General features: G+C 42.3%; 30 protein-coding genes. 15 read left to right on the plus strand and 15 right to left on the minus strand.

Annotated features, from left to right (window positions below):
• Positions 1–22 precede the first annotated feature (22 nt).
• Positions 23–250, minus strand: coding sequence for a YejL family protein (locus J4N43_RS04725; RefSeq protein WP_005380722.1), 228 nt, complete (start codon positions 248–250; stop codon positions 23–25).
• 85 nt (positions 251–335) lie between these two features.
• Between J4N43_RS04725 and yejK the strand changes: the two genes are divergently transcribed.
• From yejK to J4N43_RS04740, 3 genes are all read left to right on the plus strand, one after another.
• Positions 336–1334, plus strand: a complete 999-nt coding sequence (gene yejK / locus J4N43_RS04730; protein ID WP_005380723.1) for a nucleoid-associated protein YejK — start codon at positions 336–338, stop codon at positions 1332–1334.
• A gap of 82 nt (positions 1335–1416) precedes the next feature.
• Entirely contained in the window at positions 1417–2745 is a 1329-nt protein-coding gene (locus J4N43_RS04735; RefSeq protein WP_053349606.1) for an Hpt domain-containing protein, read from the plus strand.
• Between the two features lie 104 nt (positions 2746–2849).
• On the plus strand, positions 2850–4013 hold the full coding sequence (locus J4N43_RS04740; RefSeq protein ID WP_005380725.1) for a hypothetical protein: 1164 nt from the start codon (positions 2850–2852) through the stop codon (positions 4011–4013).
• Between the two features lie 90 nt (positions 4014–4103).
• Here the strand turns inward: J4N43_RS04740 and nhaC are convergent, their stop codons facing one another.
• Complete coding sequence (gene nhaC / locus J4N43_RS04745; protein WP_005380726.1) at positions 4104–5537, minus strand: Na+/H+ antiporter NhaC; 1434 nt, start codon at positions 5535–5537, stop codon at positions 4104–4106.
• Positions 5538–5968: 431 nt separating this feature from the next.
• Between nhaC and asd the strand changes: the two genes are divergently transcribed.
• Positions 5969–7084, plus strand: a complete 1116-nt coding sequence (gene asd / locus J4N43_RS04750; protein ID WP_005380727.1) for an aspartate-semialdehyde dehydrogenase — start codon at positions 5969–5971, stop codon at positions 7082–7084.
• A 57-nt stretch (positions 7085–7141) separates the two neighbouring features.
• Here asd and J4N43_RS04755 read toward each other — a convergent pair whose 3' ends face one another.
• Positions 7142–8005 (minus strand): ion transporter, encoded by an 864-nt coding sequence (locus J4N43_RS04755; RefSeq protein ID WP_005380728.1) that lies wholly within the window; start codon positions 8003–8005, stop codon positions 7142–7144.
• 35 nt (positions 8006–8040) lie between these two features.
• Positions 8041–8679, minus strand: coding sequence for a YchE family NAAT transporter (locus J4N43_RS04760; RefSeq protein WP_005380729.1), 639 nt, complete (start codon positions 8677–8679; stop codon positions 8041–8043).
• A gap of 650 nt (positions 8680–9329) precedes the next feature.
• Here J4N43_RS04760 and adhE point away from each other — a divergent pair.
• Positions 9330–12032: a bifunctional acetaldehyde-CoA/alcohol dehydrogenase gene (adhE, locus tag J4N43_RS04765; RefSeq protein WP_005380731.1), complete on the plus strand. Its 2703-nt coding sequence runs from the start codon at positions 9330–9332 to the stop codon at positions 12030–12032.
• Positions 12033–12175: 143 nt separating this feature from the next.
• On the opposite strand, the gene J4N43_RS04770 is transcribed toward adhE, so the two are convergent.
• The 3 genes from J4N43_RS04770 to sodB all read right to left on the minus strand — a co-directional run bounded on the left by J4N43_RS04770 (position 12176) and on the right by sodB (position 14296).
• Positions 12176–12919: an SDR family oxidoreductase gene (locus J4N43_RS04770; protein WP_005380732.1), complete on the minus strand. Its 744-nt coding sequence runs from the start codon at positions 12917–12919 to the stop codon at positions 12176–12178.
• 134 nt (positions 12920–13053) lie between these two features.
• Positions 13054–13557, minus strand: a complete 504-nt coding sequence (locus J4N43_RS04775) for a VC2046/SO_2500 family protein (protein ID WP_033907342.1) — start codon at positions 13555–13557, stop codon at positions 13054–13056.
• A gap of 154 nt (positions 13558–13711) precedes the next feature.
• Positions 13712–14296, minus strand: coding sequence for a superoxide dismutase [Fe] (sodB, locus tag J4N43_RS04780; protein WP_005396533.1), 585 nt, complete (start codon positions 14294–14296; stop codon positions 13712–13714).
• Between the two features lie 285 nt (positions 14297–14581).
• Here sodB and J4N43_RS04785 point away from each other — a divergent pair, with 285 nt between their 5' ends.
• From J4N43_RS04785 to J4N43_RS04795, 3 genes are all read left to right on the plus strand, one after another.
• Entirely contained in the window at positions 14582–14917 is a 336-nt protein-coding gene (locus J4N43_RS04785) for a Grx4 family monothiol glutaredoxin (protein ID WP_017635833.1), read from the plus strand.
• Positions 14918–15334: 417 nt separating this feature from the next.
• Positions 15335–15910 carry a hypothetical protein gene (locus J4N43_RS04790; protein WP_053349607.1) on the plus strand — a complete coding sequence of 192 codons (576 nt, stop codon included), beginning with the start codon at positions 15335–15337 and terminating at the stop codon, positions 15908–15910.
• A gap of 193 nt (positions 15911–16103) precedes the next feature.
• A complete protein-coding gene (locus tag J4N43_RS04795; protein WP_053349608.1) occupies positions 16104–16679 on the plus strand; it encodes a hypothetical protein in 576 nt (191 codons plus the stop codon).
• 387 nt (positions 16680–17066) lie between these two features.
• Here J4N43_RS04795 and J4N43_RS04800 read toward each other — a convergent pair whose 3' ends face one another.
• From J4N43_RS04800 to J4N43_RS04820, 5 genes are all read right to left on the minus strand, one after another.
• Positions 17067–17516: a hypothetical protein gene (locus J4N43_RS04800; RefSeq protein WP_252094129.1), complete on the minus strand. Its 450-nt coding sequence runs from the start codon at positions 17514–17516 to the stop codon at positions 17067–17069.
• Positions 17517–17655: 139 nt separating this feature from the next.
• Positions 17656–18678, minus strand: coding sequence for a phage integrase (locus J4N43_RS04805; RefSeq protein ID WP_252094130.1), 1023 nt, complete (start codon positions 18676–18678; stop codon positions 17656–17658).
• Positions 18665–20107, minus strand: coding sequence for a KAP family P-loop NTPase fold protein (locus J4N43_RS04810; RefSeq protein WP_252094131.1), 1443 nt, complete (start codon positions 20105–20107; stop codon positions 18665–18667). Before J4N43_RS04810 ends, J4N43_RS04805 begins: the two co-directional genes overlap by 14 nt.
• A 34-nt stretch (positions 20108–20141) precedes the next feature.
• Positions 20142–21086, minus strand: a complete 945-nt coding sequence (locus J4N43_RS04815) for a DUF6414 family protein (protein WP_252094132.1) — start codon at positions 21084–21086, stop codon at positions 20142–20144.
• Positions 21083–21265 (minus strand): hypothetical protein, encoded by a 183-nt coding sequence (locus tag J4N43_RS04820; protein ID WP_252094133.1) that lies wholly within the window; start codon positions 21263–21265, stop codon positions 21083–21085. Before J4N43_RS04820 ends, J4N43_RS04815 begins: the two co-directional genes overlap by 4 nt.
• A 273-nt stretch (positions 21266–21538) precedes the next feature.
• Between J4N43_RS04820 and J4N43_RS04825 the strand changes: the two genes are divergently transcribed.
• Positions 21539–21778 (plus strand): hypothetical protein, encoded by a 240-nt coding sequence (locus J4N43_RS04825; RefSeq protein ID WP_252094134.1) that lies wholly within the window; start codon positions 21539–21541, stop codon positions 21776–21778.
• Here the strand turns inward: J4N43_RS04825 and J4N43_RS04830 are convergent.
• The 3 genes from J4N43_RS04830 to J4N43_RS04840 form a co-directional block, all read right to left on the minus strand.
• A complete protein-coding gene (locus tag J4N43_RS04830) occupies positions 21768–22460 on the minus strand; it encodes a DUF4145 domain-containing protein (protein ID WP_252094135.1) in 693 nt (230 codons plus the stop codon). The genes J4N43_RS04825 and J4N43_RS04830 overlap by 11 nt on opposite strands.
• A gap of 108 nt (positions 22461–22568) precedes the next feature.
• Positions 22569–23036 carry a hypothetical protein gene (locus J4N43_RS04835; protein WP_252094136.1) on the minus strand — a complete coding sequence of 156 codons (468 nt, stop codon included), beginning with the start codon at positions 23034–23036 and terminating at the stop codon, positions 22569–22571.
• A 23-nt stretch (positions 23037–23059) separates the two neighbouring features.
• The gene (locus tag J4N43_RS04840) at positions 23060–23701 is read right to left on the minus strand and encodes a phage repressor protein CI (RefSeq protein ID WP_252094137.1); all 642 of its coding nucleotides are present in this window, start codon (positions 23699–23701) and stop codon (positions 23060–23062) included.
• Between the two features lie 166 nt (positions 23702–23867).
• Between J4N43_RS04840 and J4N43_RS04845 the strand changes: the two genes are divergently transcribed.
• From J4N43_RS04845 to J4N43_RS04870, 6 genes are all read left to right on the plus strand, one after another.
• The gene (locus tag J4N43_RS04845) at positions 23868–24080 is read left to right on the plus strand and encodes a hypothetical protein (RefSeq protein ID WP_045588167.1); all 213 of its coding nucleotides are present in this window, start codon (positions 23868–23870) and stop codon (positions 24078–24080) included.
• Positions 24081–24191: 111 nt separating this feature from the next.
• On the plus strand, positions 24192–24731 hold the full coding sequence (locus J4N43_RS04850; protein WP_252094138.1) for a phage regulatory CII family protein: 540 nt from the start codon (positions 24192–24194) through the stop codon (positions 24729–24731).
• A gap of 9 nt (positions 24732–24740) precedes the next feature.
• A complete protein-coding gene (locus J4N43_RS04855) occupies positions 24741–25076 on the plus strand; it encodes a hypothetical protein (protein ID WP_252094139.1) in 336 nt (111 codons plus the stop codon).
• A gap of 71 nt (positions 25077–25147) precedes the next feature.
• Positions 25148–25576 (plus strand): hypothetical protein, encoded by a 429-nt coding sequence (locus J4N43_RS04860; RefSeq protein ID WP_252094140.1) that lies wholly within the window; start codon positions 25148–25150, stop codon positions 25574–25576.
• On the plus strand, positions 25573–25974 hold the full coding sequence (locus J4N43_RS04865) for a hypothetical protein (protein ID WP_252094141.1): 402 nt from the start codon (positions 25573–25575) through the stop codon (positions 25972–25974). Before J4N43_RS04860 ends, J4N43_RS04865 begins: the two co-directional genes overlap by 4 nt.
• 1 nt (position 25975) lies before the next feature.
• Positions 25976–26341, plus strand: a complete 366-nt coding sequence (locus J4N43_RS04870; protein WP_252094142.1) for a hypothetical protein — start codon at positions 25976–25978, stop codon at positions 26339–26341.
• Positions 26342–26346 lie beyond the last annotated feature (5 nt).

The following is a 26346-nucleotide window of genomic DNA, read 5'->3' on the forward strand; positions in this document are numbered from 1 at the left end:
GTATGTGTTCTATTGTCCGTGATTAGTGTGTTTTTGGTGTTTCTAAAGAAGACATCAGCGCCTGAGCAAATTTTTCAGCAATCGCTTTGCGTTGTGAAGCAGCAACACGTTGATTTAAGACATTGGTTGCGATATTTCCGGCAATCATTAGCGTCAACTCAGGAGAAGCAGCGTGTTTTTCAAGAACTGTTGCTACTTCAGCAAGAATTTTTTCTACTTGCTCGTCAGTATATTTAGATGTAATCGGCATAAAGACTCTAATAATGATAGTAAAAGCGGCTTATGATAACCTACAATGCCCATCAACTAAAACCTTGTAGCAAGATAAAATCACTATGAGTCTTCATCTTTCAAACGTTATTCTGCATCAACTGTGCAAAAACGATCAGGACGAGCTGGTTGTAAACTTTCGTCCAGCATCATTAGAGAACGATGCATCTACAGAAAACTTAGTCGCTGAGCTTCACCGAGTATTCCATTCTAAAGCTGGTAAAGGTTTTGGCGCTTTCCAGTCAGACAGCGAATTTCAATTTTGGCTTCAAGAAATGCGCAAAGGAGAGCGAGATTTTTACGACTTCTCACAAATTAGTGCAAATCGCTTGAAAGAAGAGTTGATTAAGTACCCATTTGCGGATGAAGGTATCTTGGTTTTCGCTGAGTATCAGAGTTTAGCAACGGACTACTTGTTCATCGGTATCTTACCAATGAATCAAAGTTTAAAAGTGACCGAAGGTTTGGACATCAGTGCGACAGATTACTTAGATATCACCAAAATGGATATTGCCGCACGCATCGACCTGTCGAGCTACGAGACCGACAAGGAATCCAATCGTTATCTGCAATACATTAAAGGACGCGTTGGCCGTAAAGTGGCGGACTTCTTCCTAGATTTTCTGCAAGCGGATATTGGCTTAGATACTAAACAACAAAACTTAGTGTTGATGCAGGCGGTGGATGATTTTTGTGCTGACTCGAAGCTAGAAAAGCAAGAAGTGAATGAGTACAAGAAACAAGTTTACGACTACTGCAATGAGCAAATTAAATCCGGTGATGAAGTTCAAATCTCAGAACTTTCCGGAGAGCTTCCTCAAAGCCAAGATGGCACGAGCTTTATGGATTTCACCAAAGAGCAAGGGTACGAACTTGAAGAGTCTTTCCCAGGTGATCGTGCGACGGTTCGCAAACTGACTAAATTTGTTGGAGCTGGTGGTGGTTTGAATATTAGCTTCGATAGTCTCTTACTTGGTGAGCGTATTTTTTATGATCCAGAGACGGATACCTTAACGATTAAAGGGACGCCTCCAAATCTAAAAGATCAGTTAAGTCGCAATTAAAATCATATCGTTAAATAAAGAGAGCAAACGGCTCTCTTTTTTTATGTGAATAAGAAACATCCATAGTATATGCTTGTAATTAATGGAGATATGCGAGGGGCAAGTGTTGCTGAAGCTAAAAGAAGGAATACGGCGGTTTGTTTGGTTCTGGTTCGTTTTGTGGTGTGTTTTAGCACTTGGCATTTGGCTGCAAGCCAAACAAACGATTCAAACGATTTCGACTGTAAATGAGTTAGGAAGTAAAGTTGAAGAAGTCAGGCACTTTTTTAACTTCGATCTGCCTTACCGTGTTAAACACGTCGACCAAATTTCACTGAAACTTCAGTTGGCTTATGCAGTTCGCTTACAGCTTGAAAGTGAGTTTTCTGAAGGGAAAATCACACCAGACATCACTCAATTGCTTTATACGACCGACCGATTTTTAGAAAGTGCTCGAGCTTTTGTAAGAAGTGACAGTGAATTGGTTTCGTTAGCTGAACAGTTACGAAGCAGCCGTGCTCGAACAGAAAACTCTGAGCAAATTCAGGCAATGTACTATCGCTTAGGTGCGCTTGTTTTTGAGTCTGTCTTTAGTGACTCTGCAACGAATAGCGATACTTACCGTGACTTAGACCGACTTTTTATTGAATCAGAGGCACTCTCTCCCGAAGAGCGAAGTGCTCTTCAGCGCCAGCTTGCTCAAACCTCAAGCGCACTATCTGCTCAGGCACAGGGCAGTTATTTATCTAATCAACTGCTTAATCCAGATTTCCCGAACCAGTTAACTTCGATAAATGATAAGTTGGAACAGAAGCTAATGACTTTTATTGTTTGGCTGTCTGTAATCAGTGGTTTGCTCCTTTTCCTCATTTCATTGGGAGCCTTCTCCCCAAAAACGATTCAACCGATACCACTACCCAGAACCGATGATAAAAAGTCAGAGCAAGTTGGCGATGATGAAAATGGAGCTAACACTGTTCCCTCAGCTCAGTCAGAAAATTTTCAAAACGTCCAAATGAACGAAAAAAGTTGTAATGAGGTGAATTCATCACAAGTGGAAGTAGTGGAACGTGAGCCGTACATAGATATCAATAAAATGTTAGATTCTCTGTCTGGTGACGAGGGCGCTGTGCGGATGTTACTGGAGGTCTTTATTCAGGACCACTCTGGCGATGGCACTAAAATGTATCAGCTGTTAGAAGAGGATAAAGAGCAAGCGCAAAGAGCCGCACACAGTCTTAAAGGGGTCTCAGGGAGTTTAGGTGCAATGCCATTGCACTGTATTTCGGGTGATATTGAACTGTTGATTAAACAAGGGCAAAAAGTGCCGGAAGAGAAGTTGGCATGTTTAGATGATGTCCTAAAACAAACCATACTTTTTGCTAATAATGTTCTCAATAGTGAAAAGATAACAGAAGCGCTAACAGATTGATATTGCTCTGACTTAATGTCATAAGAGTTGAGGTAATAAAGGCTCGAACTATATGACTTAGTTCGCTTTATTCCTGTTCTATACAATTTGTTAAAGGTGTTTTCATGTCCGTTCGCCGAATGTCTTCAATGATGTTGATAGGGCTGGTTATGATGCTTTCAGGGTGCTCCCTGCTCGAAGTCAAGATCGAGAGTCAAACCGTCCCTCTTACCAAACAAGAGCTCAATATGCGTCTTTTGACTCGTGAGTATGCGCAGCAGTTTTTTGCTCAGGTTGAGCAAGCAGCAGACGCACTACACGAACAATATGAGCCTCATGATAAAGTTCATCAATCTTATATTTTACTTTGGAAGATAAATGCTGAAGAGGGCATCCAAGCTTCTGCGTATCAAGTGTCCCCAATGGCTGCACTGATTGATACATGGACTTTCACGCTACAAATGGAACAGTTCTTTACTACCGCTTCTGGTAATGAGCTCTTTGCGTCTGATGAGGCCAAGTTAGTTTCCGTTTATTTAGCGAAAGAGGTAGATAAACTGGCTCAATCTTTATTGAAGAAAGAAGCATACATCAAGACACAAACGTTTGTTGCAGAGTTCGCCAAGCAGCATCCATTCGCTGATTTAAGCATGATTAGGACTCCGGCTTACCGTAGGTGGTTAGATGCAAACCAAATTAGCGAAGAGGAAGCCGTTACAACGCTAGGCACGATGCCAGAAGCACTTGGGGATGTCTCTGATCGTCTAAGTCTGGTATCAGAGCAGACACCAAAAATTATGACGTGGAAAGCGCAGTTGTTGGCCTTGAATAGCTCTGCCAGTATCGAAAAAGTCAATGCGGCGCTCAATAGTTTGCAAGTTACCGCTGATTCGATGAGGGATTTTATCGATAACAACCCAGAGTACATGCGTTATTTGGCAGAACAAATGGCGCTGGAGTTACAACCTTTGGTTGACGATATCGATCAAAGGACGGAGGCGCGTTTATCTCAGTTGGGTGAAGAACGCCAAGCTATAGAGCTGATGGTTGCCAGAGAGCGCCAAGAAATCGCACAGATCATTACCCATGAGCGCGAGAAGTTTGCTCAAGATATGGATCGAGTGTCGCAAGAGGTTGTGAATCTCGCAATGACTAAGCTGATTGAACTTGTCAAAAGTACCATCATCTACTTTATTCTGTTCATTGCCGTTATATTCTTTGCACCGCTTGGCTTGGGCTATTGGTTTGGGAAGCGTGCAGCCGTGAAAACGCTAGTCAAACAAAGCTAACGATTTGTTTTGGAAATAAAAAAAGAGCGCTTTAAAGCGCTCTTTTTTAGTATTGAATTCGAAAGGGAGGTTCTTCCTATCTCTGCGAAGTTAAGCGGTTTGCTGCTTTAATTCGCCTTCAGCTTCTTCAACTGCTTCTGCTGTTGGTTCGCACTTATCAACAAACCAACCCATGTAAGAAGTGAAGATCGTTACGATGATACATACAAAACTCAGCCACATGAACGGGGCATAAGACAGTGTAGCAACACCCAAAATACTGGCCATGTAGATACCGTTGTCACTCCAAGGGACCATACCTGAGGTTAGCGTGCCGCCAAATTCTGCGTTACGAGACAAATTCTTACGTTTGTAGCCTAGACGGTCATAGTTCTTCGCACAGATTTTTGGGGTCAGGATAAGTGAAACGTACATCGCTGAACCAAATACGTTGCCCATAAAGGCCGTACCAATTGTGCTTGTTGCCAATGAACCTGCACTTTGAACGCGTTTTTCAAACAGCTTCGCGATAGTCTCTAGCACGCCTACTTTATCTAGTAGACCACCAAAACCAAGGCCAAATACGATAACCGCTACCGACCCAAGCATTGAAGACATGCCGCCACGGTTAAGGATTGAGTCAATGAAATCTACGCCAGATGAGATTGCAAACGGAGCCCAAGCCGTGTTGAACGCGGTTAGGAAATCGACATCTTGGATCATCACTGCCCAAATAATACCTAGCAGAGAACCAAAACTGATCACTGGGAATGAAGGCATACGCATCGCTAGAAGTGACAATACGATGATCACAGGAACAAATGAGTAAGGGGTGATGTAGAACTGTTGTTCCATCGCTTTAATGACAGAGTCTACCTGGCTCATGTCAACTTGACCTGCGTAGTGGAAGCCAAATGCAGTAAACATAATGCCTGTAATAATGTAGCTAATGAGTGCTATCGGCAACATGCCTTTAATATGTTCCATCACTTCAACGTTAGACATAGATGAAGCAAGGATTACTGAATCCGATAGAGGCGACATTTTGTCACCAAAGTAACAGCCTGAAAGTACGGCACCTGCAGTGATTGGTGCAGGAACACCAAGACCTTGACCGATACCCATCATTGCAATACCTGCCGTGCCAGCCGCACCCCAAGACGTGCCAGTCGCTAGCGCAGTCAATGAACAGATGATCATGGTCGCGAGCAAAAAGATGGAAGGGTGGATTGCTTTAAGGCCGTAGTAAATAATGGTTGGAACAATACCACCAGAGATCCAAGTACCTACAAGCGCGCCAACGGCCAAAAGGATTAAAACGGCTCCAAGTCCATTGGAGATGCCATTTAGTGCTGCTTTTTCCAGATCTTTATACTGATGGCCAAGCTTTATGCCCAATATCATGACAATGAACCAACCGATGTATAGCGCTAGCTGAATCGGTAGGTCTAGCTTGGCTGTGAACGAAAATGCCAGCAGGAGAAATAAACCGAGCGAGATAAATACCTGTATCAAGCTTGGTAGGCGTGGTGTAACTTGCTTCATATGTGCCTCTGTCAATCTTGGAGCAATAGAGGAAGGCGCTCCTTGTTGTAATCGCGCATAACATACATTAACAAAAATTATATTTCGAACATTTGGTGTTTTATCTTGATGTTCGTCGGTAAAAACGTTTGCTTGTGAAATTAACTGTTAGTTTGTTTTAACTTTTTTGGTTTTAAATGTTGTGTAATGTGAAATTATTGTGCTTCATGTGTTATTTTCTCATTGAGTGGTAAGACCAATTAGGGGGCTAAAGTGCTTTCCCTACTTGAAAAATGGTTAAAACCGCAAACCAAACACTAAAAAATCTCGTGTAACCCGGTTTTTCAGAGGAAAAGGTTAAAAAACGCGCTTATTTACAAAATAGGGGTTGAGATTTTGCTGTGAAAAATTAACTATGGGGTAGGTTTTTTAATACATGGAGAGTTAATACGATGAGAGTTGGTTTAGTTGGTTGGCGCGGTATGGTTGGTTCAGTCCTTATGCAGCGTATGGTTGAAGAGAAAGACTTCGACCTAATCGAACCAGTATTCTACAGTACTTCTCAAGTTGGTATTCCTGCTCCTAACTTAGGAAAAGACGCAGGCTTACTGCAAGACGCATATGATATTGAAAGCTTAAAACAGCTTGATGCGGTAATCACCTGTCAAGGTGGTAGCTACACAGAAAAAGTTTTCCCTGCACTTCGTCAGGCTGGTTGGAAAGGCTACTGGATTGACGCGGCCTCCACGCTACGTATGGCTGAAGATTCGATCATCACACTTGATCCAGTGAACTTAAAGCAAATCCAACAAGGCATCCACGGTGGCACGAACACATTTGTCGGTGGTAACTGTACGGTTAGTTTAATGCTAATGGGGCTAGGTGGTCTATTTGAGAAAGGCCTTGTTGAGTGGACAAGCGCAATGACTTACCAAGCCGCATCTGGTGCTGGTGCGCAAAATATGCGTGAATTGATCTCGCAAATGGGCGTTATCAATGATTCTGTTAGCTCTGAACTTGCAAACCCATCAAGCTCTATCCTAGATATTGATAAGAAAGTTGCGGATACAATGCGCAGCGGCTCTTTCCCTACCGATAAGTTCGGTGTGCCACTAGCTGGTTCGTTGATCCCATGGATCGATGTGAAGCGCGATAATGGTCAGAGTAAAGAAGAGTGGAAAGCGGGCGCTGAGGCGAATAAAATTTTGGGTTCTCAAAGTTCACCTGTCCCAATTGACGGTACCTGTGTGCGTATTGGCGCGATGCGTTGTCACTCTCAAGCACTTACTATCAAGCTTAAACAAAATGTACCAATGGACGAAATCGAAGAAATCATCGCCACTCATAACGATTGGGTGAAAGTGATTCCTAACGACCGTGACATCACTGCTCAAGAGCTAACGCCGGCAAAAGTTACGGGCACAATGTCTGTACCAGTGGGTCGTCTACGTAAGATGGCAATGGGTGATGATTTCCTAAATGCTTTCACTGTTGGTGACCAACTGCTTTGGGGTGCTGCGGAGCCATTGCGTCGTACTCTGCGAATTATTCTGTCTGAGAAAGCATAATCACATCAATCCTTTATTTGATGACAAAATAAAAGAGCTCCTTAGGGAGCTCTTTTTTCATGCGTCGTCTTCCGTTCGAACGACTCTTTTGTCTGGATCGGCCAGTTCACTACCACAATGTTTACAGTAAATTGCGTCAGAGTCGTGCCCTGCGTGGGAGCAGTTTGGGCATTTCACCAATACTTTGTGCGATTGCATCTCTTGGTGCAGTTCGGCAGTGAAAATACCTGTAGGTACCGCCAAAATGGAATAACCCAGTAACATGGTGAGTGATGCAAGCCCTTTACCTAGGTCTGTTTGGGGGACCAAGTCACCATACCCAACCGTTGTGATGGTCACGATCGCCCAATAAATACTTTTAGGAATGCTAGTAAATCCGTTTTCAGGTCCTTCAATGATAAAAATCAACGAGCCGAAAATCGTTACCATAATGGCGACGGAACTAAAGAAGATAAAAATCTTTCTGCGCGCCATAAGCAGTGAACGTAAGAGGATATTGGACTCTTGGAGGTATCGGACTAACTTGAGTATGCGGAATATTCGCATCACTCGCAGCGCCCTGATCACACCCATAAACGAAGCGGATGGGAAGAAGAGTGCTAAATAAGTGGGCAAAATCGCAAGTAAATCGACGACACCATAAAAACTCTTTGCGTAGGCGGCAGGTTTGGGGGAGCAATAAAGCCTTAGAAGGTATTCAATCGTGAATAGGCCAGTAAATGTGTATTCAATAAACTTCAGCTCTTTTTCCCACTCGGCACGAACGGAGGGTATCGAATCTAACACCAGTACGATTAACGAGCTGATGATCGCGATAATGAGAGCAATATCGAACGTTTTACCAGCTTTGGTATGAGTACCAAAAATGGTGACATATAGAGTATGTTTAAGAGAGTCAGTCGTCATGACAAAGCGATCCATTGTTGAATCGCTCTATCATACAATTTTATAGAAACTCAGGCTAATCCTGGAAATAAGTTGCGTAAGCCATTCGCAATGAACTCTATGCCAAGCGCGCCCAATATCAAACCCATGATACGAGTAATGACGTTGATTCCAGTTTGACCTAAAAATCGTACGATCAATGGGGCAGAGCGGAACAATAGCCATGAACAAAGGCAGAACAAACCAATCGTAATACTAATGCCCACGGTATCGAACATGCTTGGGTAGCGTGCACCATAAACAATAGTCGAACTGATTGCACCAGGCCCTGCCATTAAAGGCATTGCAAGAGGGACCACACCAATCTGTTCACGACTGACGTATTCCGTTTTCTCTTGTTTGTTCTGCTTATCTTCCCCCAGTTTACCGCTCATCATCGAGAATGCGATGCTAAGTAATAGCAACCCGCCAGCGACACGAAACGAATCCAGAGAAATACTGAACATGTCTAACAGTAACTGACCAGCAAAAAGCGAAATGATCAGGATGATCGCAACAGCCACATTTGCTGTTGTTGCCGTATTGCGCTTTTCGTCTGGTGTCATATGCCCGGTTAGTGACACAAACACAGGCATGATACCAACAGGGTTTACTGCGGCGACCAAACCGAGAAAAAACTGCAAGAAGATAGCAAGTTCAAAAGTTTGCATGTTGCTTACTCATCAAAGTTCACATTAGTGAAAAGGAGAAGGGGTAATTTGGGCGTAATGTAAGGCAAAAGTTAGGTTGTAAGAAATGAAAAAAACTAACGCATTCCCTGCCATTTAAGTGAGAAAAACTAATTCTTTAATAAACTGTATCTAATCTGGAAAGGAAATGTTACGTATAAAGTTGCTGATAAATTGCACTGTTTTACATAAACGTTAACATTCGCACATTTTTGATAAAAACCAAGGTGGTTTGTAGAGAGATGTATTCGGTTCGATATACTCTCAGTAGCACAAAGAATTGTTCCTACATGTAATTTTGTTGGTCAAAAATGAAACTTTTTTACAGGTTGTTGTAGTTTCTTTTATTTATTTGTCCATTTGCTTCTTTTTTGCTCAATAAAAAATGAAAGTTAATTTATTTGTTTATCAAGGATTTATGTCATTTTGGTGTGATGAGGCACCACTTTGGTAGTATTTAGGTGGTGAGAACTGATCCAAGTCAATTTTTTTCACACTCTGAAATATTATACTCAGTCCTGAAAGCAATTTACTAAGACGTTTGTTTTCTAAGTGACTGATAAACAGTAAAAACGATAAGTAATAGCCTTAGTAAAAAGTTTTTAATATTTGTTAATTTTAGGAGATTCCCTATGCCTGTAACTAATATGGCTGAACTAGATGCAATGGTTGCTCGCGTTAAGAAAGCGCAAGAAGAGTTCGCTACTTACTCTCAAGAGCAAGTAGATAAAATCTTTCGTGCAGCATCGCTTGCAGCTAACCAGGCCCGTATCCCGCTAGCTCAACAAGCGGTAGAAGAATCTGGTATGGGTATTGTTGAAGATAAAGTAATCAAGAACCACTTCGCTTCTGAGTTTATCTACAACAAATACAAAGACGAACAAACGTGTGGCATCTTAGAAGAAGATGACAACCTAGGTACTATGACTATCGCTGAGCCTGTAGGCATCATCTGCGGTATCGTACCAACGACTAACCCAACTTCTACAGCGATCTTCAAATCTCTAATCTCTTTGAAGACTCGTAACGGTATCATCTTCTCACCACATCCACGTGCGAAAAACTCAACTAACGATGCAGCTAAACTCGTTCTAGATGCAGCAGTAGCAGCAGGCGCACCAAAAGACATCATCGGTTGGATCGACCAGCCTTCTGTTGAGCTTTCAAACGCTCTAATGAAACACGATGACATCGCGCTTATCCTTGCAACTGGTGGTCCAGGCATGGTTAAAGCAGCATACTCTTCTGGTAAGCCAGCAATCGGTGTAGGTGCAGGTAACGTGCCGGTTGTTATCGATGAAACAGCAGACATCAAACGTGCTGTTGCTTCTATCCTTATGTCTAAGACTTTCGACAACGGGGTAGTATGTGCTTCTGAGCAAGCTGCAATCGTAGTTGATGAAGTATACGACGAAGTGAAAGAGCGTTTTGCTTCTCACAAAGCTTATGTCCTAAGCAAAGCAGAAGCTGATAAAGTTCGTAAAGTGCTTCTTATCGATGGCGCGCTAAACGCGAAAATCGTAGGTCAGCCAGCAGCAGCAATCGCTGAAATGGCAGGCGTTAAAGTTCCAGCAGACACTAAAGTTCTTGTTGGTGAAGGTCTGGGCAAAGTATCTCACGATGACGCATTCGCTCACGAGAAACTATCTCCAACTCTAGGTCTATTCCGTGCTGACAACTTCGAAGACGCGGTTGCTCAAGCGGTAACTATGGTTGAGATTGGTGGTATCGGCCACACATCTGGTCTTTACACTAACCAAGATACTAACGCTGACCGTATCCGTTACTTCGGTGACAAGATGAAGACAGCTCGTATCCTAATCAACATCCCGACTACTCACGGCGGTATCGGTGACTTGTACAACTTCAACGTTGCGCCATCTCTAACGCTAGGTTGTGGTTCTTGGGGTGGTAACTCTATCTCTGAGAACGTAGGTCCTAAACACCTAATCAACAAGAAAACTGTAGCGAAGCGAGCTGAAAACATGTTGTGGCATAAACTACCTAAGTCAATCTACTTCCGTCGTGGTAGCCTTCCAATCGCACTGGGCGACCTAGAAGGTAAGAAACGTGCATTCCTAGTAACTGACCGTTTCCTATTCAACAACGGTTACGCAGATGACGTAGTAAGCCTACTAAAAGCTCAAGGCATGGAAGTTCAAACATTCTTCGATGTTGAAGCTGACCCAACACTGTCTGTAGTAGAAAAAGGTGCGGCTCAAATGGCTAGCTACCAACCTGACGTTATCCTAGCGCTAGGCGGTGGTTCACCAATGGATGCAGCGAAAATCATGTGGGTAATGTACGAGCACCCAGAAACTCACTTTGAAGAACTAGCAATGCGCTTTATGGACATCCGTAAACGTATCTACAAGTTCCCTAAAATGGGTAAAAAAGCTGAGCTTGTATGTATCACTACAACTTCAGGTACTGGTTCAGAAGTCACTCCATTCGCGGTTGTTACTGACGACAAGACTGGTGCTAAATACCCACTAGCTGACTACGAAATCACGCCAAACATGGCAATCGTTGATGCGAACCTAGTAATGAACATGCCAAAGTCTCTAACAGCATTTGGTGGTTACGATGCAGTAACTCACGCTCTAGAAGCTTACGTTTCTGTTCTTGCTAACGAATACTCAGATGGCCAAGCTCTTCAAGCACTTAAGATGCTAAAAGAGTACCTACCATCAAGCTATGCGAACGGTGCAAATGACCCAATCGCTCGTGAGAAAGTACACAACGCAGCTACTATCGCTGGTGTTGCATTTGCGAACGCATTCTTAGGTGTTTGTCACTCAATGGCTCACAAACTGGGTGCTGAGTTCCACTTGCCACACGGCCTAGCTAACGCACTACTTATCTCTAACGTGGTACGTTACAACGCGAACGACAATCCAACTAAGCAAACTGCGTTCTCTCAATACGACCGTCCACAAGCACGTCGTCGTTACGCTGAAGTTGCTGACCACCTAGGCCTAAGCCAAGAAGGTGACCGTACTGCTCAGAAGATTGAACGTCTACTAGCATGGTTGGATGAACTAAAAGTTAACCTAGACATCCCAATGTCTATCCAAGCGGCAGGTGTTGCTGAATCAGATTTCGTAGCGAAACTGGATGAGCTAGCGGTAGAAGCGTTCGATGACCAATGTACCGGTGCGAACCCACGTTACCCTCTAATCAGCGAACTTAAAGATGTGTTGATGGCTTCTTACTACGGTAAAGCATTTGTTGAAGGCGAAACTTTCGAAGGTACAACTGTTATCAAGAAGAAAGCAGACCAAGAAGCAGCAAAAGCAGCACCTAAAGCAAAGAAAGAAAAAGCTGACGCGTAATTAAAAAATCGAGTGAGCAAGGTTTTCGCTAGCACGAAACCTTAATCGGGAAAAGGTTAAAGCCCCAGTCAAATGACAGGGGCTTTTTTTATTTTGGTGCAGGAGTTACATCTGGCTTGGGAAAACAGAGTTGCTGTGTATGCTTACACTTCGGTCGCAACTACTCGGCCACTGAAGTATTCATTCGCGACGATGTATGCTGTGTTGCGGACTAGTTCGTCTTGGATCTCAGCCCAGTGCCTCTCGTTGAGCTCTTCTTTTGTATGATTTACCGAGGGAATAACGCCGCCCACTCGAATGTTGAATGGTGTGAGTTCTTTTGCCCAGCTGTGAGTAAAACCTGACACCAACGCCGCCATGCTTTCAACTCCCGTAAAGTCTTCATGGTTGTCATGAGAAATGACGTTAACAATGACGCCTTTCTTGTTTCTGGCTCGAAAGCGCTCTGCTCCTACTTGGCCGTAGGTATAAAGGAAGCGTGCCGCAGACGACAAGTGATCAATGTAAGTACTCATTGGTTCTGGCGCCATTAAGCCAGGCATAGGGGAGCTGGTCCAGCAATTAACAATCACATCTGGTGTCGCACGTAGCTGTGATTCTATCTGGTCAAACAATAAGTTAATGGACGTTGTGTTATCACTACACACATTCATAGCATACACTTTGTCAGTGAAAGCGCTGATTTGCTCATAGCTCGCTCTCAAAGCGCTAGAATTTTGGTCACAAAGAATCAACGTTGCTCCAAGGTGAGCAAAGTGATTTGCACAGGTTCTTCCTATAACCGAACCTGCAGACGTGACGAGAATAATTGATTCTTTGATATCCATAGCACCTTCACTGTATCCATATGTGAAAAACAATACACCAGTGGTTTGTGCTAATAGCATGGTTGAAATTCGTTGGGTTCAGTGTGAAAGGCTTCAAACTAACGCTTTCGAGTGAGGACTATTGTGCGGTAATTTGTAAGATGTCACATTTCTGACGTGTAGGTATTGCAAGCTATTGGATAAAAAGCGGATCTCTATGCTTTAGCTTGAATTTGATGCTGACGTTGAGCCGTCACTAGCTGATTATATAGCCCAGCATCTGGGATCAGTTGTTTGTTGCGTTCGCCCAATCTGCGTCGCTCATGACCAGATAGGTTGTGATAAACCTCCTCTGGTAGGTTGAATGTGTCTTCAGGCAGGTAAGTCAGCGCATCTGGTTTTAGGTAATGGCTCAGCTTTGCGGAAGGCAATCCTGCATCGTGAAACTGTTTCGCTTGTTCAGCTGCGAGTTCATAGCTGCTGCTATCAGAACGAAGAGCTTGAGGTTGCGATAAACCCAATTGTTGGCGAAGAATACTGTCACTGGTGATGACTTCCTGGACCTCTTCAACTGGGACCACATCGCGAACATCATTAGAGAACATAGACAGAATCAGCGAGAAATCCGCACGACGACCTTCGTGTACGGCATGGTTAATACCATTACCGAACTGAAGTTCGTTGATAATTGCAGCTTTGTCTAACGTATGAATTTGCATGATGTTCCTCGCTCGATGCTCTTTTAACGGCGTGAATAAGAAGAACTTTAGTAAAAGAGGGAATTATTTAAAGGTGCTAGGGAATGCGAAACAAAAAAGCCCGCTAAATAGCGAGCTTTTGAATAAGACTAAATTGAACTTAGGGGGAAGTATATTACTTCGCTAGGTTCTCAGCTACGAAGTCCCAGTTTACTAGAGCCCAGAAGCCGTTCATGTAATCAGGACGTACGTTGCGGTAATCGATGTAGTACGCGTGTTCCCATAGGTCAACAGTTAGAAGTGGTGTTGTACCTTCTTCTGTTAGAGGAGTAGCAGCGTTAGAAGTGTTAACGATCTCTAGAGAGCCATCAGCTTTCTTAACAAGCCAAGTCCATGAAGAACCGAAGTTGTTGATTGCTGAATCAGTAAACTTCGCTTTGAATTCTTCAAAAGAACCGAATGCTGCGTTGATTGCGTCTGCAACTGCGCCAGTTGGCTCGCCGCCCGCATTTGGAGCAAGACAGTGCCAGTAGAACGTGTGGTTCCAGATTTGCGCTGCGTTGTTGAATACGCCACCAGTAGAAGTCTTGATGATCTCTTCTAGAGTTTTGCCTTCGAACTCAGTACCAGGGATAAGACCGTTAAGCTTAACAACGTAAGTGTTGTGGTGCTTACCGTGGTGGTAGTCTAGAGTCTCTGCTGAGATGTGTGGTTCTAGTGCGTCTTTCGCGTAAGGAAGAGCTGGTAGTTCAAATGCCATTACTCGATTCTCCATTGATTTGAAAGGATGACCTTTCGATTGCTTCCAGTGTTTTTTTATAGCTATGTCGCCTTTAAGGCTGACTTGCTAAGTATTTTAGCAAGTTTTTACTTTATTAAAACCCCGATATGAAAATATTTTAAGAGGTTAGCAGTGGTGAAGTGCTGCATTGCTCGCCAATGAGCAATCTAAAATTAAGCCTTATTAATTATATGGTTTTTATTCTGTCGTTATTGAGTAGAATGTGGCAAATAAATAAAGTTCAAACCCATGAATGAGGAAGCGATGGAAACTATCGACAAAATCAAACAGCAGATCTCTGAAAACTCAATCCTGCTGTACATGAAAGGATCACCGAAACTACCTAGCTGTGGTTTCTCTTCTCAAGCGTCACAGGCACTAATGGCATGTGGTGAGAAGTTCGCTTACGTAGACATTCTGCAAAACCCAGATATCCGTGCTGAGTTACCAAAGTACGCGCAATGGCCAACTTTCCCTCAACTATGGGTTGAAGGCGAGCTTATCGGCGGTTGTGACATTATTCTAGAAATGTTCCAAAAAGGTGAACTGCAGCCTCTAATCAAAGAAGCAGCAGCGCGCGCTGAAGATCAAGCTGAGTAATTCGTAAATACTCACATTTAGCGATAGAATACGAAGGAGCCGTACTGGCTCCTTTTTCTTTTTAGGTTAGTGGAATGAACATAAAGCTTTGTTCTGACTGCCTATCTCGTAAACCTCGCGAAGCCATGTAAAGTCCGCCTAGTGTATACAAAAACTTCAATATGCATTTTAATGCATTTTGGCGCGTAATTACGATGTATGCCGCCATCTATTTCGTAAAGTCGTTTTCAAACATCATTGCTTACAGGTCTTGACAAGGGAGTTGTTACAAATGGTATTTGGTTAAGGAATTACACTAAAGGCAATTTAAGTCCCCCAGAATTTTGAGGCCAACTTATTTCGGTACAAAATGCACTCGAAGAGTAAGCCCCATCATAAATCGGCATTGGACGCTAAAAATCAAGTTTTGGAAGGATTATGACAGTTTACAAGATAATAGATAATTTAAGAGAATTTCAAACGATCTGCTCTGGTCCCGATGAAATCGCTAGCCAGTTAGGTGACTTCGACTATTTTGAGAGGATCTTGTTACAGGCAATTAAAAATCAATCTCTGCAAGATATTTGGAAGCCTGTGGAGGTAAAGTTTCAAGATGTATTTAAGTACAATTCTCTATTGCCTGATATTAGTTTGTGGGCGCGAACATATCTTGTTTTATCTCCGAGGGCATATGAAATATTGAATGCTTATCTAACTGAACACGGAGAGTTTTTACCTGCTAACTACCAAGGTGGGCAATGGTATTTATATGCATCACTGACTTTTGGACAAGAAAACAAGAGAAAGTGCGTAGAAAAAATCGCATATGGGAGCCGAGATGGGTTAGATACCCTTGTTTTTATTGACGATGATGTTAAAGACAAAATGGTTTTCAAGTCTCGGCTAGAAGGAGCGGGCACCTTGTACTGTACAGATAAGTTTAAGGCTTTGTGTGAACAAAATCAGCTCAATGGCATCATGTTTTCTTCTAATTTGACAGATCCATTTAATTAGTGATTTTTATTAATATGAAAATACTATTTCTCTGATACTGGGGTTTGGAAGCACTGTAATGGTCGACGAGAAAATTAGCTTTCTCCTCTAAAACGCAGCTTTTTTAGGCCTGTTTCCTTCATGAAGAATGATTTGAAAAGTAACTTACCCATAGGTGGCTCCTGGTAGTAAAACATGAGGAGTTGATAGATTAATGACGGTTTATAAAATTTTCGACTGTCACAATGAATATAAAATCGTGAGCACTACGCCTAGTTCTATAGCTAGGCAGTTAGGTGACATTGATTTAATAGAAAAAATCGTTGTGCAGCCATTAGAAAACTTTTCTTTCAAAAGTATATGGGGTGAAGTAGATATTGAGTTTGAAGATGTTCTCAAGAAAGACTCATTACTTCCTGATATCAGTTTATGGTTACGGGTTTTCTTAGTGCTTTCCCCTAAAGCTTATGCATCTTTAAAAGAGCCATTGAGCAAAGTAGGCGAGTTCTTATCGATTCGTTATAAAGGAGAGGAATGGTACCTGTATACACCGTTGGAGTTTGGGCAAGAAGATGAAGATAAGTGCGTCCAAAAAATTGAATATGGCAGCTTAGCAGGTGTAGAGGTGTTAGTATTTAATGAAAGCGACGTTGCAGAAAAGGTTGTTTTCAAGTCAAAGATGCTAGGAGCGAGCTTTCTGTATTGTACTGAACATTTTAAGAGTTTGTGCGAACAAAATGAGCTAGGTGGGCTAGAGTTCTCAGCTGACAGACTTGTTTATCTAACCTAAGATCTACAATGAAACTTAACACGCCTCGTATAGACTGGCTTTAGAGCGAATTATTAAGATAAAGCAGTTTTTCAACTTATGAGACTGTATAATTACTCCGAGATTTTGAAATGATTTTAAAGGTTTAATTATTAAAGTGGATATAAAGCTTTATTATGTATGGTAGTTTCCATGAACCCCATAAACCTAGCTATCCCTTGTTATTACTAGCTTTTTAAAATCACCAATATATGAATGTTGCTGGTAAATGGTGAGTGTTGCTGAGCAACGCCGCCATTTTGTCGCCATTTTTAGGTATTCTCTAGTAATGCTGAACCGACACAAATTAGAAGTTGGATGCAACTAATAGTACACAGCCTTTGGAGTTTCTAGTCAATTGTTTGATATTTAGCTATTAAATTGAACGTAAAGTTTGTCCATAATTATCTTATGTAGTTTTTTGCCCTTTTCAGTGGTACCAAAGAGAATTACATTCTGTTCTTTAGCTTCATATGTGATTAAGCCAAGTCGCTTGAGTTTTTTGTAATTTTCCTGAGATTCAAAGTTATTCATCCCATCTTTATAGGTGGTTTTTTCGCTACCTTCTCCCCCAATTACCAAGAAAAGGTGTAATTGCCCATATGTTAAGTCAGATAAATTCTTATATTCAGTAAGTGCATCAGCCTCTAAAGCAGCCTCTCTTGTTTCAAGACTAAACGAACCAAACTTAAGGTGTTTTATTGACTCAATGAGTTTGTTGATATCACCAAAAAATATAATCAATAGAGTAATTACAAGAATCACGAAAGGCCATGATCCATTTTCTATAACAGCTATGGTTATTGTGTTCCAATCCATATTTTGTCCTTTAAAGTCAAACTATTATTAGTTTAATTCGTCTATTATTAAGCTAACTAAAGTGAACATCAATGCCCTGTATAAGCGCAAATAAAAGATAACTGGAAAAGAGTGGTTATGGTTTTAGTTACCCCCTATTTTAGAATTTCATTTGTACTAGAGGATTAAACCTCACTGCATCACTCAAATGGTTTGGTGAAAAGTGGGCGTAAATCATCGTGTGGTCGATATGCTGATGGCCGAGGATTTCCTTCAGTACAAGAATGTTGCCGCCATTCGTCATGAAGTGACTCGCGAAGGTATGACGTAAAACGTGAGTCGCTTGACCTTCTGGTAAGTGGGGAAGGGCTTTAGTTAACCATTTGTACGCCACGCCGTAACCGCAAGTGAAAAGTCGGTCATTCGTTGGTTTATAGATTTGGTTATACAACTCTTCGGAAATCGGTACCGTTCTGTTCCGTTTGCCTTTGGTATTGTTGTAGGTAATGCGGTATTTCGTCAGGTTAGAACCCTTCAGATAAATTGCTTCCCTGATACGTGCCCCAGTCGCCAGGCAAACTTTATATATCTTCGTCAGCTCATCACCAATCGGGCTTTGTTGAGCCACTTCAAACAAGTGACGAATCTCTTGTTCGGTCAGGAATGCCAGTTCAGATTCCGGCTTTTTAATCGCCTCAATCCCATCAACGGGATTAGGTAGCTTCCACTCTCCAAGCTTTATCAACTTATTGAACAACGCTTTTAGCAATCCGAAGTCCACATTATTCGAAGCGATGGAAAGTTCTTTGTGTTGCTGGCCTCGACCTTTGTTGGAACGACTAGAGCGATAAGTCGCGAGTTGCTTTGAGTTAAGGTGTGAAGCAATCGGGTTGTTTAAATCTAAAACCATGTTTTCTAGACGTAGGCGAGTGTGATCACCGGACTTGAGATTCTTGCCATGTAGCTTAAACCACAAGTCAACTAACTCAGACAAACGGCGGTGATCGGGTTTGTCACCAAGCCAGGGCTTGTCGTTAACTTCGCGCATGGTGAATTGTTCAAAGGAAACTGCTTCACCTTTTGTGGCAAAGCGTTTGCGAATGCGCTTACCGGCTCGGCCCTGTGGGTAGCACTCACAAAGCCAAGGATTCTTGCTGCCGTCTTTGAGGTTACGAACTGACATCGGTCATATAACCTGCAAAATTTAAGAGAGAAAAGTAGTCGTTTCTAACTGCATGTTTGTCGGATTCTAAGTTGGTTCTGTAAACATGTGAAAATGCTTCAATAATGCTTACGACTTTACCTCCTGTTAGTGAGGGATTAATTTCAGCACTTATATATGAATTTATGTAGGTCATATCGTTAATATCTGAATTTGTTTTAATGTTACGAGATAGTTGATACAAAATATGATTTACAGAAACTTTTCCTGAAGAGTGTTTGGTTAATTGGAAATGCGGAACAATACTAGACTGATTTATTCTATCTTTACTATGAGAATTTGGAGAATTGTATGGTGATTCGTGTCGAGTATATAGTTCTCTGTAAAACTCTGGATAACGATGACGAAGAATAGAGAGAATAACTAGAGGCAGCACTCTATAAGATTTCTTTTGTGTGCATGCTACTTCAATATCATTCAGTATTTTTTTTACTTCACGTAATGATGTAATGCCATGCCATGTAAGGATATGAGAGATAAGTTCAAAATGCTCGTATTCTCCGGGGATAGGACCAACTATAGACGTCAGTTCAATTTCAATGAACTGCTTTAACGTCGGCGCTGAAAGTGTAGCGCTTCTATCAAAAAAACGACTCAAATAGCTAGTTGAATCAAACCCTTCACCATATACAGCTCTAATTGAATGTTGTAACTGCTCGGTATCCGTAGCCAGCACAAAAACAAAGTTTTTTGTATTAAAGAAATGCTTAACTGATTCAATTACTTCTATAGCGTAAGTCGGTCTGCAGCGGTCAAGTTCATCAATCAGGACATAGATAGGAGTAGATTTATCATTGTGAACCTTTATATATGCATCACTTAATTCAACAAGAGTCTGTTTAAAGTCATTAATGCCTTCTACCTTTTGCTTTTGTTCAAGCATGGAGGAGAAAGTGTCTTTAAGTGAATCGGTTAAATCGCTAGTTTCTAGACCAAGATCTTTTAGTCCATCTGATATGTCTGAAAACAGTGAATCATCAGCTTCCATTCCCCCTTGGCGTTTTACGAAGCCAAGGATTAACTTCCATGAAGTATTTTTGGCAAAATGTTTGCCACCTTCCATTAGTTTGTTTAGTAGGTCTTTGTTCTCTGTAATCGCACTCATCAGCTGTGAATGAAAAGCCTCAAGTAACGCTAACATAGCGTCATGAGTAAAATCAGACTTCCATGCATCAAAGTAAACAACAGGGTGTTTTTCTTTCAGCTCGTTATACCAGCACTGGAGGAAAGTAGTTTTACCCGCTCCCCATTCAGCATTGAGGTTAAGAACGTAACCATCTTCAGCTTTTTCGTTGAGGAAGTCGGTTAGATGTTCGGCATAAGACCTACGATCGATGACTGGAAATTTCTCGAAAATTATGTCTGATGGGACTTCATGGATGTTAGACATAGTACGGCCTTTAATGTGTTACGCATGCAGCTTTCTATAGCTCGGTATAAATCGCCACTGGTTCGATTATGATTTCGTTGTGCTCCAAGCCATAGGTAAATTTGCTGACACCTATCATCGAAGACGAAATAGCTCTCATTTTAGACTTCATATCACCAACATCATCAGATGAAGTAACTTGAGCTAAGGGGTGTTTTTCTTGGAAAGGATCATCAGAGCACTTGTGGCTGATGACACCAAGTACAACAAACTCTCTTTGTGTCAGCCTTGAGTACTTTTTGATAATTGAATTTAAAGGCTCTCTTAGATGGTCTCGGTCTAGATACGATGAGAAAAGAGTATCGTGCAATAACTGATGAAATTGAAGAGCACCATTTTGGCCAAATTCAAGCAACTCAATAAGAGACTCCTGAAACAACTTAGGCTGTCTTAAGTTGGATTCAAGCGCTTGTTTTTCGATGTTATGGTTTTTGAAAAACTCTTTAGACACCGCAGAGTCTTTGTCTTTAACGTTTGAACTTAAATGCTTTTGCTCAAGTATTGTTAACTCAGTTTGCATCTGGGAGATGATTATATTCTCACCAATGCGATTAAAGTTTCGATAGATATTTAGTACTTCTTGCGAATCCGCGACCAGCATTTGAGCCTTGATTTTGACAAAGGAATAATCGGAAATTGAGGAGAGGATATCCTCTGTAGAGGCCAGTGAATTTATGTCAAGAAGCTTGCTTTCTTCTTCTAATCGTTTTTGAAACAGGTTGAATGAGTGATCGTGAAGGAATTTCTTTGTTGTTGAAGAGGATGTTTCTCTAATAACATCCGCAATGATTTTTCCAGAGGCTAGTTTACCTTTTTGTGTGTGCTGATCGGTGTGTTCAACATGATGTTCGTTGAGGACGTATTCGGTAACGCCTTCGAAGAGTTGAGAGGAGAAAGAATAGAGTTTTGGTTCATCCAAATAGATAAAGTTTTTAATCATTTTCCTAGCCTAGTTTTATCTTTATGCCGTTTTAGCGCAGCAGATAAGCGCTCTTTTTTAGATTCGTTAAAAGCGTCGATAGAGTATTTGCGTTTGGTATCGATAAATGTCCAAACGGAAAATGTGACAGTTAATATTACCGCGATGATGCCGATTGCATTGATAAGGATACTCAACATGTAACTTCTCCACCTGTTTGCTCGTGCTGTTCAGATTTTGCTTTTGAACTGAGTCTAAAGAAAATGACAAAGCAGAGTATAAATGAACAAGCGGCGAGAACCATAGACGAGTTGGTTAAATGTTCGACATTGATACCTTTAACACCCGATTCGAGCATCAATAATAAACACGTCAGCGCTCCGTAAAAAAAGATTGCGACAATCGACCCGGCGTTACTCATTGTTTTCCAGGTTTGATCGCCTGACATATGTTCCAATTCATTGAAAATGGATATGTGTAGTACAAAACCTACAGCGATAAAGTCTGCCGCGTTGAGTGGCTTAACTGTTTCCATAAACGAACAAAAGAACAAACGTAACCCTATTGGTATTAGCCCAATGATTACGGTATACCAAAGCCATTTCGTTAACTTCGACACCTCAGATGATTTGCTTTTAGTCACGATATTCCCTTATAGTTTTGCGTCACCGTACTATCGATTAGTTGAATCAAATAGCCAACCTACTCAGTAACTTTCTTTCGATCTTCCTGCTTTTGCTGCGCAACACCAATAAGGGCCTGCATACGTTGTTCACGTTCATGCCTGTTGATGTACCACTCTTTAATGAGAATTTCTAAAAGGTTGATTAACAGAGCTGCTTCTTCTGGCTCAACATCAACTATCACGTTAATGTCTTTTTCCATATGAGCGCCGATATTCCCGATACCACGGACACCGTCAATGGCTGCCCATGTAAGAGGGTCAATTTTGTCTTTAATACTCTTGATTTCATCTACTAGACGCGCAGGTTTAACTTCCCAAAAATCTCGCAAGATTCCCTGTAAACATCTGCGTGCCAATGTTGCCGAAGACTTCGGGCTAAGGTCTCTGATTAAGCATGCTTCTTCATAGTCGGAGAGAATTGCTTTTGGAATGTAATCTGGAAAAGTTTTCGCTGTTGAATTTGGCTGAAGCTGCCAAGAGCGTAGTACGGCATCTGGCTCTTGGTCTATGTGTGCATATTTTTTAACCAAAATTGCAGAAATCGAAATTTCGCAGCAATTGGGGTTTGGACAAGTAATCACCTCAGTTTCAATCATGAGCGCCACCTTGAATTTATTACCGTGGTCAAAACTGTGGCGACCAATACTCAAGTGATTTCCATCAATAGTTGCATTGTGATTGCAGTATGGGCATTGCCATGAATGAGCCATTTCAAACTCCTAACCAATTTAATTATTAAACTTTCTTTAAAGTCACCGCCACACGGCCAATTACCTTAATATCTTTTTCCGACTATTTCATTGTCATTTCACCAGGTGTCAGTTGGTGATTCCAGTCAATGTGTCATAAAAATCACCTTCCACTGTTAGGGTCTTACCACCAAGTGCAAGCTGTTTGTCGAAGTCTTTCGATGAAACAAGAACAAGGTTATAGCTAAGCGTTAGCTTTTTAGCTTCTTTATCGTTTTCGATGACTTCTACATCAAAACGAGTCTTGTGCTTATTTGAGATAACGAAATATTGACCATCCATGTTTGCAGTGGCCTCAAGGTCTAAGTTATCTCTCATGTTGTTGGTCAGCTGATTACCATTTAAAAGCGCTGACAGAGATTTGGTGTTGAAAGTGTATTGGATGCAGCTTTGCTCGTCGCTAGTGCAGTTATAGATGGTGGCTGCTGGTTGATTGTTTTTAGTGAAACCATCACCAACTAATATCACTTTCATATCGTCTTGCGCGTAACTGAATGCAGCACACAGCCCAAGAACTAAGCCAATTACATATTTCATTATCTTTCCCTAGCCAATTTTTATTATTTAAGTTTTGTTTCTAACACTATCTTGCCGATTACCTCGATATCACCGTCCTGAACTTCAATCGTTTGTCCGTCGAAAGCGATGGCGAGTTTGCCGGGTAGGCGTTGAACCTGGTTGATGGAGTATCGGCCGTCGATGCCAATGAGGTAATTACCATTCATTGCGTCGTTCTCTTTCTTATCGACCAATACCACACTTTGGTTGGTTTCAATTTCAATCAGATCGGCATTCTCTAAACCAAAGCCATTAATGCGGCGAACTGGATACGGCACTTCGCCTGTATCTAGCAGCTTTCCATTAGTTAAGCAGAAGCTTTTGATGATGACAGAGTTAGCCTGCAGATTTATCGAACGTTCCGAACTAGGATAATTAGCCGATCCTTTTTGAGTTTCAGAGTTTCTATCCTCTGGTCTCAAAGCAAGTTCATCTAGAGGGATTCCCTTTGCTAAATGAAGCCTAACCATTAACTCATGCGATGTTCTGTCATGTGCATTCCATGTAGTAAATGTAGATTTTGGTACTCCCAAGATCTCACTTAGCTCTTCTAGGTTGCGACAATTTAAGACCTTTTTGAGGTTATCAGTGAATTCTCGACCTTTCTGATACTCGTACGGCAATATTTTTTCGTTCTCATTCATGCTCAAATAAGACCTAGCTCTAAAAAATCCCATTTAAATGTTGATTGGTGTCAAATAAGACCTTGCAACTATGTCAAATGTGATCAATAATTCCTGTGTACCTGATTAGTGCGAATAATCGTGAGTACAGTGAAATGTTATTAAATCAACGAAATAGGATACCACCATGTTGTCATACAACCCAGTATTACCCGTGCCATTTGTGACGTTTGAGGAATACTCTCGCATCACTGGTCTCAAGCTTGAAACGATTCGAGACTACGTGCGTAAAGGTCGCATCATCATCCAAGAAAAAAGAGCCCCAAAAGAAAAGCCGCTGGTAAACCTCATTGCAATGAATGAGATAGCCGCTCGTGAAGCGCTGGCAAAACTAGGATGAGCTATGCGTTTTTCCTCTCTGATTCCAACCAAAACTTACTGCCCGCTTTGGCTTCATTTATTCGCCTGGGCAGTCATTTGCATTCCAACGTTGCTATAAGGATTGTCAAACATGGACGCAAACATCGCCATGTGCAGATTACGTGAGGCCAAACAAAACGCGTTTGACGAGGCGTGCTGCGCATTTGCAACCAATCACAACATGGCAGGATTAGCCAGAAAGATGGACATGGGCGAAACCATGCTGCGCAACAAGCTCAACCCAGAGCAGCCGCACAAGCTTTACGCCATTGAGTTAGCCTGGTTGTGTTACCACTCCGGCGACTACTCAATCCATAACGTTCTTTATAGCAACTTGGGCACCGTGACCGTGGCACTGCCACAGGAATCAGAACAGAAAAACTTCATTGAGCGCACGTTGCTCAACAACGCGCTAAGCGGCGAGCTTTCTGGCGATGCAATGCAAATGTGCACCGCAGAGCGCCTGCCGCGTTCAACCAAAAACAAGACCTTAGCCAAAGCGCATGCCGCACTCGGCAACCTTGTTTTGATGATTTCCGATTTAGAGAACCGCACGACTGGCGCAACACCTATGTTGTCTATGGGGCTGGATTTCTTCGCCAACGGTGCGCCACTTCCGGGTTTAGCCTAAGGAGCAATAATGAGTCAGTTAGCTATTCAGCAAGAACAATTACAACAAGCACCCACCGCCAGCGAGAGCATTGCTGCATGCAAAGCGCTTTTCAATGGTTCCGCTACACGCGGCAAGTTGAGGAAGGTGTTCAACGAGTTGCCAGATAAAAGTCGCGGTTTGGTTCTTATCGCTGGCGGTATGTCACCAAAAGATTACCAACGTGAGTTTGAGTCGTTCAACGATTTAGAGCTGCAAAAAATCCGTTCAGGAATGCAGTACCTCAAAGAAATGATCGTCGGCTTTGACAACACGCTCGGTGATGTTCGTCGCCTCAAGCACTACCAATTCAGTAATACCCATTAATCACCAAGCCAACCTTTGCCCCCGCTGTATCCATGGGGGCCTTTTTTTCGTCTAAGCGTAGGAGCATAGAGATGAATACCAATCAAAAGTTAACCGAAGCAAGAAACCTCATAGACCAAGTCCTAAACCGCAATGTCGGCACGATTGGGCATGCGGATTTACCAGCAGAAGCATTGGCTCAAAAGCAAAAGCTATTTAGCGGCCAGAGCACCAACCGTGAAGTGTTAGACATTGTTAACGCCATTAATGCGCTGGCTATCAGTAATCAGGATGTAATTGAAATTCACACCGGCTTTGTAGCCAACGTAAATTGGTTCGAGACAATTGCTTATGTGAAAGGATGTCAGTACGAGCCGGGTGCAAATAGGTTGTTTCAGAAGCGAGTTCGACTCGATGAAGAAGATGCCGGCACTCAGTTATTAGCAATCGAAAGCGAGATAACAGAACTTGTCATTGAAGCCCGTGAAGAAGCTGAAGCAAAAGCGGAGGTGGAAGCATGAGTATCCTGACTATCTATCGCAAAGACTTAGAGTTCGGCCTTCGTCATGAAGGCTTCACTTCACGCAAAATCGAGCAGTTTATTCGCGTATTCAATCCGGTGGAATCAAGCCAGGGCAACATGCTGGAGCTGGATTCTACTCGAGCAATGTTGGTGAACGTGAACGGCACTAAGCAAGGTTTGTGTCTGGAAGACTTCATCACCGCATGGTGGGTTTACTGGGTAGTGGTATTCAACCAATCCACAGACAACGCAACGCATCATCAGGCCATTGGCGCAATCCGCGCTCTTTTCTTTATCTCTGCATGCACGAAAAGCACAAGCCAAAACACCACAATGCAAACGTGGTGGCGAGACTGCGAACCTCTGCATGGATACCCAACGTTGGAGGCTATCTGATATGGCATCACTAACTCAGTTACTTAATGAAATCGGTGACGAGAACGTAACGGTTCAAGCACTTCACCAGTGTATGGACTCAGCTCAATACAACAAAGGGCGAACCACAATCAAATTCAAAACCGATGGTCTTGGCGCTATCGAACTAGCGGATGGGGAAAAGACCGCTCTTATCGTTTGGGTTGATGCGGACAAATACAACAATGCACTAGCGAACGCCAAAACAATGAAGAAATCGAGCATTGTGGAATCACTACGTGAAGCTATCCAACAGGCCGAAGAACTAGGTTTAGTAAGAACTGAAGATGGCACGGTCATCACCGGAGCGATTGAAACACCTGATGGCATTGTTTTGGTTAAGGAGTAAAGAGC

The sequence above is a fragment of the Vibrio sp. SCSIO 43009 genome, from assembly GCF_023716525.1.
In the GTDB taxonomy this organism is placed as follows: Bacteria; Pseudomonadota; Gammaproteobacteria; order Enterobacterales; family Vibrionaceae; genus Vibrio; species Vibrio alginolyticus.